This is a genomic window from Pseudomonas sp. BCRC 81390 (assembly GCF_030341915.1).
In the GTDB taxonomy this organism is placed as follows: domain Bacteria; phylum Pseudomonadota; class Gammaproteobacteria; order Pseudomonadales; family Pseudomonadaceae; genus Aquipseudomonas.
The window spans coordinates 222,292-238,514 of the sequence record NZ_JATAAG010000025.1; the positions used below are offsets into that span (position 1 = coordinate 222,292).

Annotated in this window: 15 protein-coding genes; 10 read left to right on the top strand and 5 right to left on the bottom strand. The window is 63.7% G+C overall.

Annotated elements, in window-relative coordinates; translation table 11 throughout:
* Positions 1 to 74: 74 nt before the first annotated feature.
* On the top strand, positions 75 to 551 hold the full coding sequence (locus tag QSV36_RS11805; RefSeq protein ID WP_289131733.1) for a response regulator: 477 nt from the start codon (positions 75 to 77) through the stop codon (positions 549 to 551).
* 42 nt (positions 552 to 593) lie between these two features.
* Here the strand turns inward: QSV36_RS11805 and QSV36_RS11810 are convergent, their stop codons facing one another.
* Complete coding sequence (locus tag QSV36_RS11810) at positions 594 to 2,771, bottom strand: malate synthase G (RefSeq protein ID WP_289131734.1); 2,178 nt, start codon at positions 2,769 to 2,771, stop codon at positions 594 to 596.
* A 451-nt stretch (positions 2,772 to 3,222) separates the two neighbouring features.
* Between QSV36_RS11810 and QSV36_RS11815 the strand changes: the two genes are divergently transcribed.
* Entirely contained in the window at positions 3,223 to 3,741 is a 519-nt protein-coding gene (locus tag QSV36_RS11815) for a glycine cleavage system transcriptional repressor (RefSeq protein WP_289131735.1), read from the top strand.
* A 225-nt stretch (positions 3,742 to 3,966) separates the two neighbouring features.
* Here QSV36_RS11815 and rarD read toward each other — a convergent pair whose 3' ends face one another.
* From rarD to QSV36_RS11835, 4 genes are all read right to left on the bottom strand, one after another.
* Positions 3,967 to 4,854 carry an EamA family transporter RarD gene (rarD, locus tag QSV36_RS11820; RefSeq protein WP_289131736.1) on the bottom strand — a complete coding sequence of 296 codons (888 nt, stop codon included), beginning with the start codon at positions 4,852 to 4,854 and terminating at the stop codon, positions 3,967 to 3,969.
* A 64-nt stretch (positions 4,855 to 4,918) separates the two neighbouring features.
* Positions 4,919 to 5,893: a serine/threonine protein kinase gene (locus QSV36_RS11825; RefSeq protein WP_289131737.1), complete on the bottom strand. Its 975-nt coding sequence runs from the start codon at positions 5,891 to 5,893 to the stop codon at positions 4,919 to 4,921.
* Between the two features lie 100 nt (positions 5,894 to 5,993).
* Positions 5,994 to 6,758 carry a TOBE domain-containing protein gene (locus tag QSV36_RS11830; protein ID WP_289131738.1) on the bottom strand — a complete coding sequence of 255 codons (765 nt, stop codon included), beginning with the start codon at positions 6,756 to 6,758 and terminating at the stop codon, positions 5,994 to 5,996.
* A gap of 108 nt (positions 6,759 to 6,866) precedes the next feature.
* Positions 6,867 to 7,598: a ComFC family protein gene (locus QSV36_RS11835; RefSeq protein ID WP_289131856.1), complete on the bottom strand. Its 732-nt coding sequence runs from the start codon at positions 7,596 to 7,598 to the stop codon at positions 6,867 to 6,869.
* 89 nt (positions 7,599 to 7,687) lie between these two features.
* Here QSV36_RS11835 and bioB point away from each other — a divergent pair, with 89 nt between their 5' ends.
* From bioB to QSV36_RS11875, 8 genes are all read left to right on the top strand, one after another.
* Entirely contained in the window at positions 7,688 to 8,746 is a 1,059-nt protein-coding gene (bioB, locus tag QSV36_RS11840; protein ID WP_170027915.1) for a biotin synthase BioB, read from the top strand.
* A 1-nt stretch (position 8,747) separates the two neighbouring features.
* Entirely contained in the window at positions 8,748 to 9,920 is a 1,173-nt protein-coding gene (gene bioF / locus QSV36_RS11845; RefSeq protein WP_289131739.1) for an 8-amino-7-oxononanoate synthase, read from the top strand.
* Positions 9,913 to 10,644, top strand: a complete 732-nt coding sequence (locus QSV36_RS11850; protein WP_289131741.1) for an alpha/beta fold hydrolase — start codon at positions 9,913 to 9,915, stop codon at positions 10,642 to 10,644. Before bioF ends, QSV36_RS11850 begins: the two co-directional genes overlap by 8 nt.
* A complete protein-coding gene (bioC, locus tag QSV36_RS11855; RefSeq protein WP_289131742.1) occupies positions 10,637 to 11,455 on the top strand; it encodes a malonyl-ACP O-methyltransferase BioC in 819 nt (272 codons plus the stop codon). The genes QSV36_RS11850 and bioC overlap by 8 nt, the downstream gene beginning before the upstream one ends.
* Positions 11,456 to 11,465: 10 nt before the next feature.
* A complete protein-coding gene (gene bioD, locus QSV36_RS11860; protein WP_289131743.1) occupies positions 11,466 to 12,146 on the top strand; it encodes a dethiobiotin synthase in 681 nt (226 codons plus the stop codon).
* A gap of 124 nt (positions 12,147 to 12,270) precedes the next feature.
* A complete protein-coding gene (locus QSV36_RS11865) occupies positions 12,271 to 12,567 on the top strand; it encodes a pyrroloquinoline quinone biosynthesis protein PqqE (RefSeq protein WP_225780100.1) in 297 nt (98 codons plus the stop codon).
* A gap of 286 nt (positions 12,568 to 12,853) precedes the next feature.
* Complete coding sequence (locus QSV36_RS11870; RefSeq protein WP_289131744.1) at positions 12,854 to 14,659, top strand: phenylacyl-CoA dehydrogenase; 1,806 nt, start codon at positions 12,854 to 12,856, stop codon at positions 14,657 to 14,659.
* A gap of 176 nt (positions 14,660 to 14,835) precedes the next feature.
* Positions 14,836 to 16,119 carry a GGDEF domain-containing protein gene (locus tag QSV36_RS11875; protein ID WP_289131745.1) on the top strand — a complete coding sequence of 428 codons (1,284 nt, stop codon included), beginning with the start codon at positions 14,836 to 14,838 and terminating at the stop codon, positions 16,117 to 16,119.
* Positions 16,120 to 16,223: the final 104 nt, after the last annotated feature.

Consider the following 16,223-nt stretch of genomic DNA (forward strand, 5'->3'; position numbering starts at 1 on the left):
GGACGTAAGTCTATGAGCGGCCCGTCAAAGACCCGACGAAAGGCGGGACGGGTTACGCAAGTTCTGTGGTCCTAATGCTGAAGCGGAGTTTTTTTGACGAGATGACCATGCCTGAGCCCCACGACATCCTGAGCGACGCCGAGCGCGAGGCGTTGGCCCTGGCCAACGCGCCGGCGGCCGCCAAGCCACTGGTGTTGGTAGTGGATGACAACGCGGCCAACCGCGATGCGCTGATCTATTACCTGAAAAGCCGGGGTATCGACTGCGTGGGGGCGGACGGCGCCGAGGAAGCCAGGCTGTATCTGCATTATCAACCGCGCATAGGCCTGATGATCACCGATTTACGCATGCAACCCGAGGATGGCCTGGAGCTGATCCGGCAGATTCGCGAGTCGGAGCGGGCAGCGTTATCGATCATCGTGGTGTCCGGCGACACCGATGTTGAAGAGGCGGTGGACGTGATGCACCTGGGGGTGGTGGATTTTCTTTTGAAACCGGTGGACCTGGAGAGGCTGCTGGAGCTGGTGAGGAAAGAGTTGCAGATCCGCTGAAGCAGTTTGGGGCCGCAAAGCGGCCCCGTCTACAGATGCTGCCTACAACCCGTTACGCGCCTTGAACTCGCGGCGACGACGGTGCAGTACCGGCTCGGTGTAACCGTTCGGCTGCTTGCCACCTTCCAGCACCAGTTCCACAGCTGCCTGGAATGCGATGTTGTCGTCGAAGTTCGGCGCCATCGGCCGGTACAAGGCGTCGCCTGCGTTCTGCTGGTCGACCACCACGGCCATGCGCTTGAGGCTCTCGACCACCTGCTCCTGGCTGACCACGCCGTGACGCAGCCAGTTGGCCAGCAGCTGGGCCGAGATGCGCAGGGTGGCGCGGTCTTCCATCAGGCCGACGTTGTTGATGTCCGGCACCTTCGAGCAACCCACGCCCTGGTCGATCCAGCGCACCACATAGCCGAGGATGCCCTGGGCATTGTTGTCCAGCTCGTTGCGGATCTCTTCGGCCGACCAGTTGGTGTCGGCCGCCAGCGGGATGGTCAGGATATCGTCCACCGATGCCGGGGTACGCGAGGCCAGTTCACGCTGGCGCGCCTGCACGTCAACCTTGTGGTAATGCAGGGCATGCAAGGTGGCGGCGGTCGGCGATGGCACCCAGGCGGTGTTGGCACCAGCCAGCGGGTGGGCGATCTTTTGCTCGAGCATGGCCGCCATCAGGTCCGGCATGGCCCACATGCCTTTGCCGATCTGGGCTCGGCCTTGCAGGCCGGTGGCCAGGCCAACGTCGACGTTGTTGTTCTCGTAGGCACCGATCCACTTCTCGTTCTTCATGGCACCCTTGCGCACCACGGCGCCGGCTTCCATCGAGGTGTGGATCTCGTCGCCAGTGCGGTCGAGGAAGCCGGTGTTGATGAACACCACGCGCTCGGCGGCGGCCTTGATGCAGGCCTTGAGGTTGACCGTGGTGCGGCGCTCCTCGTCCATGATGCCGACCTTGACGGTGTTGCGCTTCATGCCCAGCAGGTCTTCGACGCGGCTGAAGATCTCGGCGGCGAAGGCAACTTCTTCCGGCCCGTGCATCTTCGGCTTGACGATGTACACGCTGCCGGTGCGGGTGTTCTTGCGGCTGGTGTTGCCGTTGAGGTTGTGCAGGGCGATGAGGTTGGTGAACAGGCCGTCCTGGATGCCTTCGGGAATTTCGTTGCCCTGGGCGTCGAGGATCGCCGGGTTGGTCATCAGGTGGCCTACGTTGCGCACGAACAACAGCGAACGGCCGTGCAGGGTCACGCTGCCGCCATTGGGCGCGGCGTATTCGCGGTCCGGGTTCATGGTGCGGGTGAAGGTCTTGCCAGCCTTGCTGACGTTTTCCGCCAGGTCGCCTTTCATCAGGCCCAGCCAGTTGCGATAGACCACCACCTTGTCGTCGGCATCGACCGCGGCGACCGAGTCTTCGCAGTCCATGATGGTGGTGAGTGCCGATTCCATCAGGATGTCCTTCACGCCGGCGGCGTCGGTGCTACCGACCGGGGTGCTGGCATCGATCTGGATTTCGAAGTGCAGGCCGTTGTGCTTGAGCAGCACGGCAGTCGGCGCGCCGGCATCGCCGTGGAAGCCGATCAGCTGGGCGTCGTCCCGCAGGCCGCTGTTGCTGCCGCCCTTGAGGGCGACGATCAGTTTGCCACCTTCGATGCGGTAGCCGGTGGAATCGACATGCGAGCCGGCTGCCAATGGTGCGGCTTCATCGAGGAAGGCGCGGGCGAAGGCGATGACCTTGTCACCGCGTACCTTGTTGTAGCCCTGGCCTTTCTCGGCACCGCCTTCTTCGCTGATGGCATCGGTGCCGTACAGCGCGTCATACAGCGAGCCCCAGCGGGCATTGGCAGCGTTCAAGGCGAAGCGGGCGTTCATTACCGGTACGACCAGCTGCGGGCCGGCCATGTGGGCAATTTCTTCGTCCACGTTCTGCGTGGTGGCCTGGAAATCGTCAGCTTGTGGCAGCAGGTAGCCGATTTCCTGGAGGAATGCTTTGTAGGCTGCGGCGTCGTGGGCCTGGCCTTTGCGTGCCTGGTGCCAGGCGTCGATCTTGGCTTGCAGCTCGTCGCGCTTGGCGAGCAGGGCTTTGTTCTTTGGAGCGAGGTCATTGATGATCTTTTCTGCACCGGCCCAGAACTGCTCGGCGACGATGCCGGTCCCCGGGATGGCTTCGTTGTTCACGAAGTCGTACAGGACCTTGGCGACCTGAAGGCCACCGACTTGAACGTATCCAGTCATTGCTTGCCTCACTCTGCTCAGCTATTTCGCTCTTCTGTATTAAGCCTGTAGCGCTTCTCTAAACACGGCACCAGTGCATGCACCCGGGGAAGCCCGAGCGCGGCTGGGTGCGGCCTGCCAGACCGGCTGGCAGACAGTGTGCGTATTTTCACAGGCGCCTTGGCAGACATCCAAACGACGTTTTGTAGTCCGCGCCACGGGATACTACATGAAGCAGTAGGCGGGGCAAAATCAGACTAAAAGCGCCGTTATGCGACCCGTTGGTCGCGTATGGTCACGCTGGGAGTGGGTATGTTCGCAAAAAACAGGTGGATTGTTCCAGATAAATCTTGAAACAGTACACGATTGGTTATGCAGATTGCCCTGCGGCAGGTTGCCGCGCCTTGCCTATACTGAGTCGATCGCCTGATTTCCCGCCGCCCGGCGCGGTCCGACACACGAGGAAGGGCTTGTGGATCATCTTGTACTGACTGTGATTGCCCCAGACAAGGCCGGCCAGGTCGAGCGTATTGCCCAGTGCATCGCCGACCACAGTGGCAACTGGCTGGAAAGCCGTATGTCGCGCATGGCCGGGCAGTTTGCCGGCATCCTGCGGGTGGCGGTGCCAGCAGAAAACTACGACGCGCTGGTGGCCTCGCTGCAAGAGCTGGTGCGGTATGACATTCGCGTGTTGATCGCCGAGAGCGGTATCGAGCCGTCATGTACCTGGAAACCGATTGCCATGGAGCTGGTGGGCAATGACCGGCCGGGTATCGTACGCGACATCACCCGGTTGCTGGCGGACCTGGGGGTGAACCTCGAACGCTTCACCACTGAAGTGAGCCCGGCGCCGATGAGCAGCGAGCCGCTATTCCATGCCGATGCGTTGCTGGCCATGCCATTGACCCTTTCGCTGGATGAGTTGCAGCAGCAGCTGGAGAGCCTGGCGGATGATTTGATGGTGGAATTGAAGCTGCGGCCGCAGGACTGATGCAGCCCCTGCGGTTATCCCGATAACACGGGGAAGGCCCTGTGGATAACCTGGGGGTGTAGCTCTTCAGCCCTTACGATCCGGGGCTTGCACAGCTTTGCTCAAAAAACACCCAAAAATCAGCAGCTTGTGCACAAAGCACGGGGACGAGGGTGTGGATAACCTTTGGAGATGTCGCTGCAGGCCCCGAACCGCGAGGCCTGCAGGATAATGGTCATTTTTTGTTCAGCTACGCTTGCGCAAACTCAACCACGCATCGACGCTATACACCGCCAGCCCGGCCCAGATGAACATGAATGCCACCAGTGTGCTCGACGACAGATGCTCGTCGAACAGCAGCACCGCCTGCAGCAGCACCAGGGTCGGCGCCAGGTACTGCAGGAAGCCCAGCGTGGTATACGGCAGGTGCCGCGCGGCAGCGTTGAAGCACACCAGCGGTATCAGCGTTACCGGCCCTGCGGCCATCAGCCACAACGCTTCGCTGCTGGTGTAGAACGCGCTCTGGGTACTCATTGCCGCCGGGTGCAGCAGCAACCAGCCAAGGGCCAGGGGTACCAGCATCCAGGTTTCCACCACCAGGCCGGGCAGCGCCGCTACCGGCGCCTGTTTGCGGATCAACCCGTAAAAGCCGAAGCTCAGTGCCAGCGCCAGCGACACCCATGGCAGGCTGCCCACCTGCCATACCTGCTGGGCCACGCCCACGGTGGCCATGGCCACGGCCAGCCATTGCAGGCGGCGCAGGCGCTCGCCAAGAATCAGCATGCCCAGCAGCACATTGACCAGCGGGTTGATGTAGTAACCCAGGCTGGCCTCGAGCATGCGGCCATTGTTTACCGACCATACATAGGTCAGCCAGTTGCCGGCAATCAGTGCCCCGCTGAGGGCGAGGATGCCCAGCCGGCGCGGGTTGTCGCGCAGTTCGCGCCACCAGCCAGGGTGTTTCCACACCAATAGCAGAAGCGAGCCGAACAGCGCCGACCACAGCACCCGATGAACGATGATTTCCACCGCCGGGACGCTCTGGATCGCCTTGAAGTACAGGGGAAACAGCCCCCAGATGATGTAGGCGCTCAGGCCCAGTAGGTACCCGCGACGCGGGTTTGCGGCGTGCATGCAGAATCCTTGCTTAGGTAGCTAAATGAAGCGACGCCTATTGTAGACAGAGGCGGGCGTGCTTCTAGAACAATTTCAACGCCGGTTCATCCAGCGCCGCCAACTGTTCGCGTAATGCCAGGATCTGGTCGCCCCAGTAGCGTGGCTGGCCGAACCAGGGGAAGCTGGGCGGGAAGGCCGGGTCGTCCCAGCGCCGCGCCAGCCAAGCGCTGTAGTGCAACTGACGCAGGGCACGTAGCGCTTCGATCAGGGCCAGTTCGCGCGGGTCGAAGTCGTGGAACTCGTTGTAGCCATCGATCAGTTCGGCCAGTTGCCCCAGGCGCTCTTCCCGGCTGCCGGCCAGCATCATCCACAGGTCTTGCACGGCCGGGCCCATGCGGCAGTCGTCAAGGTCGACCACGTGGTACACCTCGTCGCGATGCATCAGGTTGCCGGGGTGCAGGTCGCCGTGCAGGCGGATAAGGCGGTGCGGCGTACGGGCATAAATGTCTTCCACACGCTTGAGCAGGTCGCGGGCCACCGACTCGAAGGCTGGCAGCAAGTCACGGGGCACAAAGCCGCCTTCCAGCAAGGTATTCAGCGAGGCGTGGCCGAAGTTTTCCACAGCCAGCGCTTCGCGGTGCTCGAACGGCTTGCTGGCGCCTACGGCATGCAGGCGGCCCAGCAACTGGCCAAGGCGGTAGAGCTGATCGAGATTGCCCGGCTCGGGGGCGTGGCCGCCACGGCGGGGGAACAGGGCGAAGCGGAAACCCTGGTGTTCGAACAAGGTGCGGCCCTCGCGCTGCATCGGGGCAACCACCGGGACCTCGCAGTCGGCCAGCTCAGCGGTGAAGCTGTGCTCTTCAAGGATGGCCGCATCGCTCCAGCGGCCTGGGCGGTAGAACTTGGCCACCAACGGCTGCGCCCCTTCGATACCTACCTGGTAGACGCGGTTCTCGTAGCTGTTCAGCGCCAGCACCCGGGCGTCGCTGAGAAAGCCCAGGCTCTCCACGGCGTCGAGGACCAGGTCGGGGGTAAGGGTGTCGAAGGGGTGGGACATGAGAGCTCCGGGAATAAGCGGCACAAAGCCCATGGTACCGCGTTATCCCTGTGCCGGCCTCTTCGCGGGCGCGCCCGCTAACCGCGCAACAACAGCCGGCCTACGCGGGAACCCCGATCAACACGTAAGAGGGATGAAACTGCACCCGTACCGTACTGCCATTCGCCACCCGGTGCTCAGCCAGCCAGGCCGCTTCGGCAAATGCACACAGCGTCTGCCCATTGCCCAGCGCCAGCCGCACCTCGCTCGGCCCATCAGCCTCCGCCAGCACACCCTCCACCGTCGCCTCCAGGCAGTTGTCACTCGTTTCGGCCTCTTCCCCTGCCGCCAACAACCGTACCCACCCGGCCTTGAGCAGTGCCACCACCGTGGTCCCCAACGTCAGCTCTAGCCGCGCAGTGCTGTCCCGGGTGATCAGCGCCTCGATCTCCAGCCCGCCGCCCAGCGCCAGGCTGACGCGATCATGCCGCCCCTCCCGGCGCAAGCCACTGACCTGGCCCTGCAACTGGTTACGCGCACTGGTGCGCAGCATCAGGCGACCGAGCAGGTCGAGGTCGCTGGAGTGCTCAGCCGCTTCGAGCATTTGCGCCTGCAAGGCCTGCAGACGCTGATACAGGCGCAGCACCCGTTCGCCCTCCGGCGATAACCGTGCACCGCCGCCACCTCGCCCGCCGGCGCTCCGTTCAACCAGCGGTTGGCTGGCCAGGTTGTTGAGCTCGTCGATGGCGTCCCAGGCGGCCTTGTAACTGATGCCAGCAGCCTTGGCGGCGCGGGTGATCGAACCCTGTTCGGCAACGTGCTGCAGCAGCGCGATACGCTGGGGGCGGCGGGCGATGTGCTGGGTAAGGAGGGTGGGCAGAGGCATGGTATCCAGTCGTCATGAGGCTCAGGTGGATAGTGTGTAGGACTGGCCTTGTATCGCGAAAGGGCCGCGAGGCGGCCCCAGGGTTTCTGCCGTAGCAAATATCGTGGGTCATGCATACCCCGGTTTGGGCGTGCGGGCCAGGCAATAGACATCCACGCGCCGCGCACCGGCCTTGCGGAGCACCTGGGCGATGGTGTGCGCGGTTGCGCCCGTGGTCAGCACGTCATCGACAATGGCGACATGCTGGCCGGTCAACTCACCCGTGAAGGCAAACGCCTGACGCAAATTGCGCCGCCTTGCCCTGGCATCCAGTTGCTGCTGCGCGGGTGTTTCGCGTGTGCGCGTCAGCAACCGTTCGTCGTAACGTACCCGGAGCTGCCCCGACAACCAGCGCGCCAACATTCCAGCCTGGTTGAACCCACGCTCGCGCTGTCGACGCCTGGCCAGGGGCACCGGCAACAGCAGGTCGGGCCGTGCCATCCCCTCGGCGAAGCGATGCAGCAATCCATGGCCCAGCAATTCAGCCATCAGGCGTCCCAGCGGCCACTGGCGCTTGTGCTTGAAGCGGCTGATCAGCGTGTCTACCGGAAAACCGAAGTACCACAGCGCCACCACCTGCTCGAAAGCCGGCGCGCGGCGGCTGCATTGTGCGCAGGTCAGGCCAGACATCGGCATGGGCAACGCGCAGCGCAGGCATTGATCATCCAGCCAGGGCAGGGCCTGTTCGCAGGCGATGCACAACGGGTAGGCCTGCCCGGCCCGCTCGTCGCAAAGCAAGCATGTTTGATTAATTATTGAGCACTTGTAAACCAGCCTTTTCCAGTATGGTTGACAGTTCATAGGCCTTCCATGACTATGCGAGCTATCCGTGATGCGCTGGCGGGCTTCCCTGTCCCGGCGCCAGCTACAGCCTAAACAAGGAAACACCGATGAGCGCCAGCACAACTGCAACAACACGTCACGACTGGTCCCTGGCCGAGGTCAAGGCGCTGTTCCAGCAACCGTTCAATGACTTGCTGTTCCAGGCACAGACCGTGCACCGCGCGCACTTCGACCCGAACCGTGTGCAGGTATCGACCTTGCTGTCGATCAAGACCGGCGCCTGCCCGGAAGATTGCAAATATTGTCCACAGTCCGGCCACTACAACACCGGGCTGGAAAAACAGAAGCTGATGGAAGTGCAGAAGGTGCTGGAAGAAGCCGCACGCGCCAAGGCCATCGGCTCCACCCGCTTCTGCATGGGCGCGGCCTGGAAGCACCCGTCGGCCAAGGACATGCCCTACGTGCTGGAAATGGTCAAAGGCGTGAAGGCCATGGGCCTGGAAACCTGCATGACCCTCGGCAAGCTCGACCAGGAGCAGACCAAGGCCCTGGCCCAGGCCGGCCTGGACTACTATAACCACAACCTCGATACCTCGCCGGAGTTCTACGGCAGCATCATCACCACCCGCACCTACAGCGAGCGCCTGCAGACCCTGGCCTACGTGCGCGATGCCGGGATGAAGATCTGTTCCGGCGGCATCCTCGGCATGGGCGAGTCGCTGGACGACCGCGCCGGCCTGCTGATCCAGCTGGCCAACCTGCCAGAGCACCCGGAGTCGGTACCGATCAACATGCTGGTCAAAGTCGCCGGCACGCCGCTGGCCGAGGAAGAGGACGTCGACCCGTTCGACTTCATCCGCATGCTGGCCGTGGCGCGTATCCTCATGCCCAAGTCGCATGTGCGCCTGTCCGCCGGCCGTGAGCAGATGAACGAACAGATGCAGGCCCTGGCCTTCATGGCAGGCGCCAACTCGATCTTCTACGGTGAAAAACTGCTGACCACCGCCAACCCGCAGGCGGACAAGGACATGCAACTGTTCGCCCGCCTGGGCATCCAGCCCGAAGCCCGTGAGGAACACGCCGACGAAGTGCACCAGGCAGCCATCGAGCAGGCGCTGGTCGAGCAGCGCAGCAGCGAGATGTTCTACAACGCCGCGTCGGCCTGAGATGGCCTTCGACCTGGCCGCGCGCCTGGCCGAACGGCGCGCCGCAGACCTGTATCGGCAGCGGCCACTGCTGCAGAGCCCGCAGGGGCCGGAAGTGGTGGTTGACGGCCAGCCCTTGCTGGCCTTCTGCAGCAACGATTACCTGGGCCTGGCCAACCACCCGCAGGTGATTGCCGCCTGGCAGGCCGGCGCTGAGCGCTGGGGTGTCGGTGGTGGCGCCTCGCACCTGGTGGTCGGCCACAGCACCCCGCACCATCAGGTGGAAGAGGCCCTGGCCGAACTCACCGGGCGCCCGCGTGCGCTGCTGTTTTCCACCGGCTACATGGCCAACCTGGGCGCCATCACCGCGCTGGTGGGGCAGGGTGACACCGTGCTGCAGGACCGTTTGAACCACGCTTCACTGCTGGATGGCGGACTGCTCAGCGGGGCCCGTTTCAGCCGCTACCTGCACAACGACCCGGCCAGCCTGGCCAGCCGCCTGGACAAGGCGGTCGGCAACACCCTGGTGGTCTCCGACGGTGTGTTCAGCATGGACGGCGACCTGGCTGACCTGCCGGCACTGGCCGCTGTCGCCAAGGCGCGCGGTGCCTGGCTGATGGTCGACGATGCCCATGGCCTGGGCACCCTCGGCCGCCACGGCGGCGGTGTCGTCGAGCACTTCGGCCTGGGTGTGGATGAGGTCCCGGTACTGATCGGCACGCTGGGCAAGGCGTGCGGTACCGCCGGCGCCTTTGTCGCTGGCAGCGAAGAATTGATCGAGGCGCTGGTGCAATTCGCCCGCCCCTACATCTACACCACCAGCCAACCACCGGCGCTGGCCTGTGCCACGCTGAAAAGCCTGGAACTGCTGCGCCGCGAAACCTGGCGCCGCGAGCACCTGGCGGCTTTGATTCGCCAGTTCCGCGAAGGCGCACAGCAGATCGGGCTGCAATTGATGGACAGCCCGACACCTATTCAGCCGATCGTCATCGGCGACAGCGCGCAAGCCCTGCGCCTGTCGCACATGCTGCGCGAGCGCGGCCTGCTGGTGACGGCCATCCGCCCACCCACCGTACCGGCGGGCAGTGCGCGCCTGCGGGTGACCTTGAGCGCCGCCCACAGTGAGGCGCAGGTGCAGCTATTGTTGAATGCATTGGCCGAGTGTTATCCACAGTTGGAGAACGCCGATGCGTAATCGCCTTGTTCTATTGCCCGGCTGGGGCCTGGGCACTGCCTCCCTGGAGCCGCTGGCTGCCAGCCTGCGTGGCCAGGACGCGCGCCTGCAGGTAGAACTGATGTCCTTGCCGGAACTGCCACACAGCGATGTCCAGGCCTGGATCGAGCACCTCGATCGCAAGCTGCCGAACGATGTCTGGCTGGGCGGCTGGTCGTTCGGCGGGATGCTGGCCAGCGCCTTGGCGCACAAGCGCGGCGACCACTGCTGTGGCCTGCTGACCCTGGCCAGCAACCCCAGTTTCGTAGTGCGCCCGGGCTGGCCCCACGGCATGGCCGAGGACACCTTCGGCACCTTCCTCGACGGCTGCCGTAGCCATACCCAGGTCACCCTCAAGCGCTTTCGCACGTTATGCAGCGACGGCGCCCAGCAACCCCGAACCCTGCTGCGCCAGCTGGGTATCGGCGTGCCGGACACCGACCCGTTGTACCTGGCCACCGGCCTGGAAGTGCTGGCCAAGCTGGATACCCGCGAAGCCCTGCAGGCCTACGCCGGCCCGCAGCTGCACCTGTTCGCCGGCAGCGATGCACTGGTGCCGGCGGAAGCGGCAATAGCCCTGAGCGAGCTGTTGCCCGATGTGGAAGTGGGCCTGGTCGAAGACAGTTCCCACGCGTTCCTGCTGGAGTACCCGCAGGAACTGGCGGCGGGCATCAAGAGTTTCCTGCATGAGAGTGGCGATGACTGACCTTTCCCGTCCGACCCTGCCTGGCGCACTGCCCGACAAGCGCCAGGTGGCGGCCTCGTTCTCCCGCGCTGCGGCCAGCTATGACAGTGTGGCGGCCCTGCAGCGTGCCGTGGGCCTGAACCTGCTGGCGCATTTGCCGGAAGGCTTGCAGCCGTCGCGCTGGCTGGACCTGGGCAGCGGCACCGGCTACTTCAGCCGGGCCCTGGCCGGGCGTTTCGCCGCGGCCAGCGGCGTGGCGGTGGATATCGCCGAAGGCATGCTGCGCCATGCGCGCAACGAGCAAGGTGGGGCGCACTATCACGTCGCAGGCGATGCCGAGCGTTTGCCGTTGCGTGATGCCAGCGTCGACCTGGTGTTTTCCAGCCTGGCGGTGCAGTGGTGCGACCAGTTCGCCAGCGTGCTGGCAGAGGCGCAACGGGTGCTGCGCCCGGGTGGCGTGATGGCGTTCAGCAGCCTGTGCGTGGGCACCCTGGCTGAACTGCGCGCCAGCTGGCAGGCGGTGGATGGCCTGGTGCATGTGAACCGCTTTCGCCGTTTCGAAGACTACCAGCGCCTGTGTGCGGCCAGCGGCTTCGAGCAGCTTGAGCTGCAGCGTTGCCCGCATGTGCTGCACTACCCGGATGTGCGCAGCCTGACCCACGAACTGAAGGCGCTGGGTGCCCACAACCTCAACCCAGGCCGGCCTTCCGGCCTGACCGGGCGGGCTCGCATGCAGGGCTTGCTGCAAGCCTACGAGGCGTTTCGCCAGGCCGAAGGGCTGCCAGCCACGTATCAAGTGGTCTATGGTGTGTTGCGCAAGCCGCAGGCGTAAGGGGAGCGAGATGAGCCAGGCCTATTTCATTGCCGGTACCGATACCGACGTTGGCAAGACCACCATCGCTGCCGGGCTGTTGCATGCGGCGCGCTTGCAAGGCTTGAGCACTTTGGGGGCCAAACCGGTGGCTTCGGGTTGCACGATGACCGCGAAAGGGCTGCGCAACAGCGATGCCCAGGCATTGATCGACGAAAGTTCGATCAAGCTGCCCTACGAGCAGGTCAACCCGTTTGCCTTCGAACCGCCTATTGCCCCCCATGTGGCGGCGCGTGAAGCGGGGGTGACCCTTGCGGTATCCGAGCTGCTCGCGGCGATGCGCAATGTGCTGCAACAGAATGCCGATTTCACCCTGATCGAAGGGGCTGGCGGCTGGCGCGTGCCGTTGTCGGGGCAGGCCAACCTGTCCGACCTGGCCATTGCCCTCAAGCTGCCGGTAATCCTGGTGGTGGGGGTGCGGCTGGGGTGTATCAGCCACGCCTTGCTCAGCGCCGAGGCGATTGCCCGCGATGGGCTGCAGCTGGCGGGGTGGGTGGCGAACATCATCGAACCCCGTACCTCGCGCCTGGAAGAGAACCTGGCCAGCCTGGCCGAACGGCTGCCGGCGCCTTGCCTGGGGCGGGTGCCCAAGCTCAAGCAGGCCAGTGCCGACATGGTGGCTGAGCATTTGCAACTGGATCTGCTGGATTAGCCGCAGCAGGAATACCCAAGGGCTATCAAGTGGCACCGGGCCATTAGGGATTTAAACGGGCCTTTTCGCGCCCGGCCTGCTTTAATTGGGCCTGTTCGTTATCCAGGGTCAATGGAGTCCTGACATGGAAATCACCGGTAGCTCCGCCTATTACGCGGGCCTGAGCGCAATCCAGACCGGCCAGAACCGCGTCGATCAGGCCGCCAGCCAGATCGCCAATACCACCGCCGAACGTACTGCCACCAGCCAGTCCAGCGACTTTCAGGCCGAACGCCTGCGCGCGGTCGACCGCAGCCAGCAGATGGACCTGGCCACCAGCACGGTGCAGATGGCCATGGGCAAACATGAGGTCGAGCTTGGTGTGAAACTCGCCAAGGCATCCGACGAAATGCTCGGCCGGTTCATCGATACCTACGCCTGACCGCCGGTATCCACCTCCGTATCAACGCCTGCGCCCTTGTTGGAGCGGGTTCACCCGCGAATGCGTCAGCCCGGACAGCTGTTTTCCAGGCCGGCTTTTTCGCGGGTAAACCCGTGCCGACTGCAATCGTGTCATGTGTTGGCGTATTTGCCGTTTTTCGTGGCGTAAATGGCACCATAGTCCATTCTTGACATCCGGCGGAGCTAAACGTAAGTTTCAAACAAGTGTTTGATCGATGCCGCACGGCGCGCGTCACCCCACAGAACTCACCTAGAGGTTCATCGCAATGCCTGACTACAAAGCCCCCTTGCGTGATATCCGCTTCGTTCGCGACGAACTGCTCGGCTATGAGGCGCATTATCAGAGCCTGCCGGGTTGCCAGGACGCCACGCCCGACATGGTCGACGCGATCCTTGAAGAAGGCGCGAAGTTCTGCGAGCAGGTGCTGTCGCCGCTGAACCGTGTGGGTGACCAGGAAGGCTGTACCTGGAGCGAAGCGGGCGTGAAAACCCCGACTGGCTTCAAAGAGGCCTACCAGCAGTTCGTCGAAGGCGGCTGGCCGAGCCTGGCGCATGATGTCGAGCACGGCGGCCAGGGCCTGCCGGAGTCGCTGGGCCTGGCCCTGAGCGAAATGGTCGGCGGGGCGAACTGGTCGTGGGGCATGTACCCTGGCCTGTCCCACGGCGCGATGAACACCATTTCCGCGCATGGTACCCCTGAGCAGCAGCACACCTACCTGACCAAGCTGGTATCCGGCGAGTGGACCGGCACCATGTGCCTGACCGAGCCGCACTGCGGTACCGACCTGGGCATGCTGCGCACCAAGGCCGAGCCTCAGGCCGACGGCAGCTACAAGGTGTCGGGAACCAAGATCTTCATTTCGGCCGGTGAGCACGACATGGCCGACAACATCGTCCATATCGTCCTGGCCCGCCTGCCGGACGCACCGGCCGGCACCAAGGGCATCTCGCTGTTCATCGTGCCGAAGTTCCTGCCCAACGCCGAAGGTGGCGTGGGCGAGCGCAACGGCGTCAGCTGCGGCTCGATCGAACACAAGATGGGCATCCACGGCAACGCTACCTGCGTGATGAACTTCGACGGTGCCACCGGCTTCCTGATCGGCCCGGCCAACAAAGGCCTGAACTGCATGTTCACCTTCATGAACACCGCCCGGCTGGGGACCGCGCTGCAAGGCCTGGCTCACGCCGAAGTGGCCTTCCAGGGTGGCTTGAAATACGCCCGCGAGCGTCTGCAGATGCGTTCGCTGACTGGCCCGAAAGCACCGGACAAGGCAGCTGACCCGATCATCGTCCACCCTGACGTGCGTCGCATGCTGCTGACCATGAAGGCCTTCGCCGAAGGCAACCGGGCGATGGTGTACTTCACCGCCAAGCAAGTGGACATCGTCAAGTACAGCCAGGATGAAGAAGAGCGCAAGAAGGCCGACGCCCTGCTGGCATTCCTGACCCCGATCGCCAAGGCATTCATGACCGAAGTCGGCTTCGAGGCGGCCAACCATGGCGTGCAGATCTATGGTGGCCACGGCTTCATCGCCGAGTGGGGCATGGAGCAGAACGTGCGCGACAGCCGTATCTCCATGCTGTACGAAGGCACCACCGGTATCCAGGCCCTCGACCTGCTTGGCCGCAAGGTACTGATGACCCAGGGCGAAGCGCTGAAGGGCTTCACCAAGATCGTGCACAAGTTCTGCCAGGCGCAGGAAGGCAACGCTGCGGTGAAGGAATTCGTCGAACCGCTGGCGGCACTGAACAAGGAGTGGGGCGAGCTGACCATGAAGGTCGGCATGGCTGCCATGAAGGACCGTGAAGAAGTGGGCGCGGCCTCGGTCGACTACCTGATGTATTCCGGTTATGCCTGCCTGGCCTACTTCTGGGCCGACATCGCTCGCCTGGCCGCCGAGAAGCTGGCTGCCGGCACTGGCGAAGAGGCGTTCTACACCGCCAAGCTGCAGACCGCGCGCTTCTACTTCCAGCGTATCCTGCCGCGTACCCGCACCCATGTGGCGGCGATGCTGTCGGGTGCCGACAACCTGATGGCGATGGACGAAGAAAGCTTCGGTCTGTCCTACTGATTCATCGGTTGTAACCGAAACCCGCCTGCCCTCACCGGCAGGCGGGTTTTTTCGTTTCAGGCCCGGCGCGGTGCCTTTGCCGGAACGCTGCCTGATTTGAATTCAACTGTTCATGTGCACTGCCGATGAAGTATGGGCACAATGCCACCATTGATCTGCCGGGTTGGAGATTACCCTTGCTTCGTCTTAACGCTGTTCGCGCGAGCCACTTCCTGCCTTCGCTGATCCTGTTGCTGGCAGGCCTCGCCGCGGCTTACGTAAGAGACCTCAGTGTCTTTTTCACATCGTTGTTCAATGTCCTGCCCACCTTGGTCCTGCTGCTGGGCGGTGCCTACTGCGCGGTGTACCGCCGCCAGCGCGAGCTGTTCCTGATGCTCACGGTGTACATCGCCTACTTCCTGCTCGACACCCAGACCGACTTCTACCGTGACCATGGCCGCGTGCGCGAAGATGCCGCGGTAATCTTCCATTTGGTGTGCCTGCTGTTGCCCACCCTGTTCGGGCTGTACGGTGCCTGGCAGGAGCGCACCCACCTGCTGCAGGACCTGGTTGCCCGTGGCGCCGTGCTGTTCGCCGTGGGCAGCGTGGCGGTGGCCCTCGAACAGAGCTACCCCGAAGCGCTGCTGATCTGGCTGGCGGAAATTCGCTGGCCGTCATTGCATGGCCAGTGGATGAGCCTTATCCAGATGGTCTACCCGTTGTTCCTCGGCGTGTTCATCCTGCTGGTGGTGCAGTACCTGCGCGCCCCGCGGCCGCTGCACGCCGCGTTGATCTCGGGCCTGCTGGGGATTTTCTGGATGTTGCCGCAAACGTTCATCCTGCCGTTCACCCTCAACATCATGTGCAGCCAGGTAATGCTGATGATCGCGGCGTCGGTGGCTCATGAGGCCTACCAGATGGCCTTCCGCGACGAGCTGACTGGCTTGCCGGGGCGTCGCGCGCTGAACGAGCGCATGCAGCGCCTGGGGCGCAACTACGTGATTGCGATGACCGACGTGGACCACTTCAAGAAGTTCAACGATACCCATGGCCACGACGTAGGCGACCAGGTGCTGCGGCTGGTCGCCAGCCGCTTGTCCAAGGTGACCGGCGGTGGCCGGGCCTACCGTTATGGCGGCGAGGAATTTGCCCTGGTATTCGCTGGCAAGACAGCCGAAGAATGCGTGCCGCACGTGGAAGCCGTGCGTGAAGTGATTGCCAATTACGTGATGCACCTGCGCGACCAGCATAACCGCCCGCAGGACGACAACGCCGGGCGCCAGCGACGTGCGGGCAGCGCGGGCGGGACGGTATCGGTCACCATCAGCATCGGCGTAGCCGAGCGCCAGGCCGATCATCGCAACCCCGAGGCAGTACTGAAATCCGCCGACCAGGCGCTGTACAACGCGAAGAGCGCGGGGCGCAATTGTGTCATGGTGCACGGGCAGCAATCGCAGCGTGGCGCAGTGCGCATGGCGTGACCGAAACTGACTTTACAGTCTGGTGATGACCCTATGTCTCGTAAAAGTTGTTCGGTTACACTGCTCGTTACCCAGTGTCGCGGTTCCCCGAGACCGCTCCGACC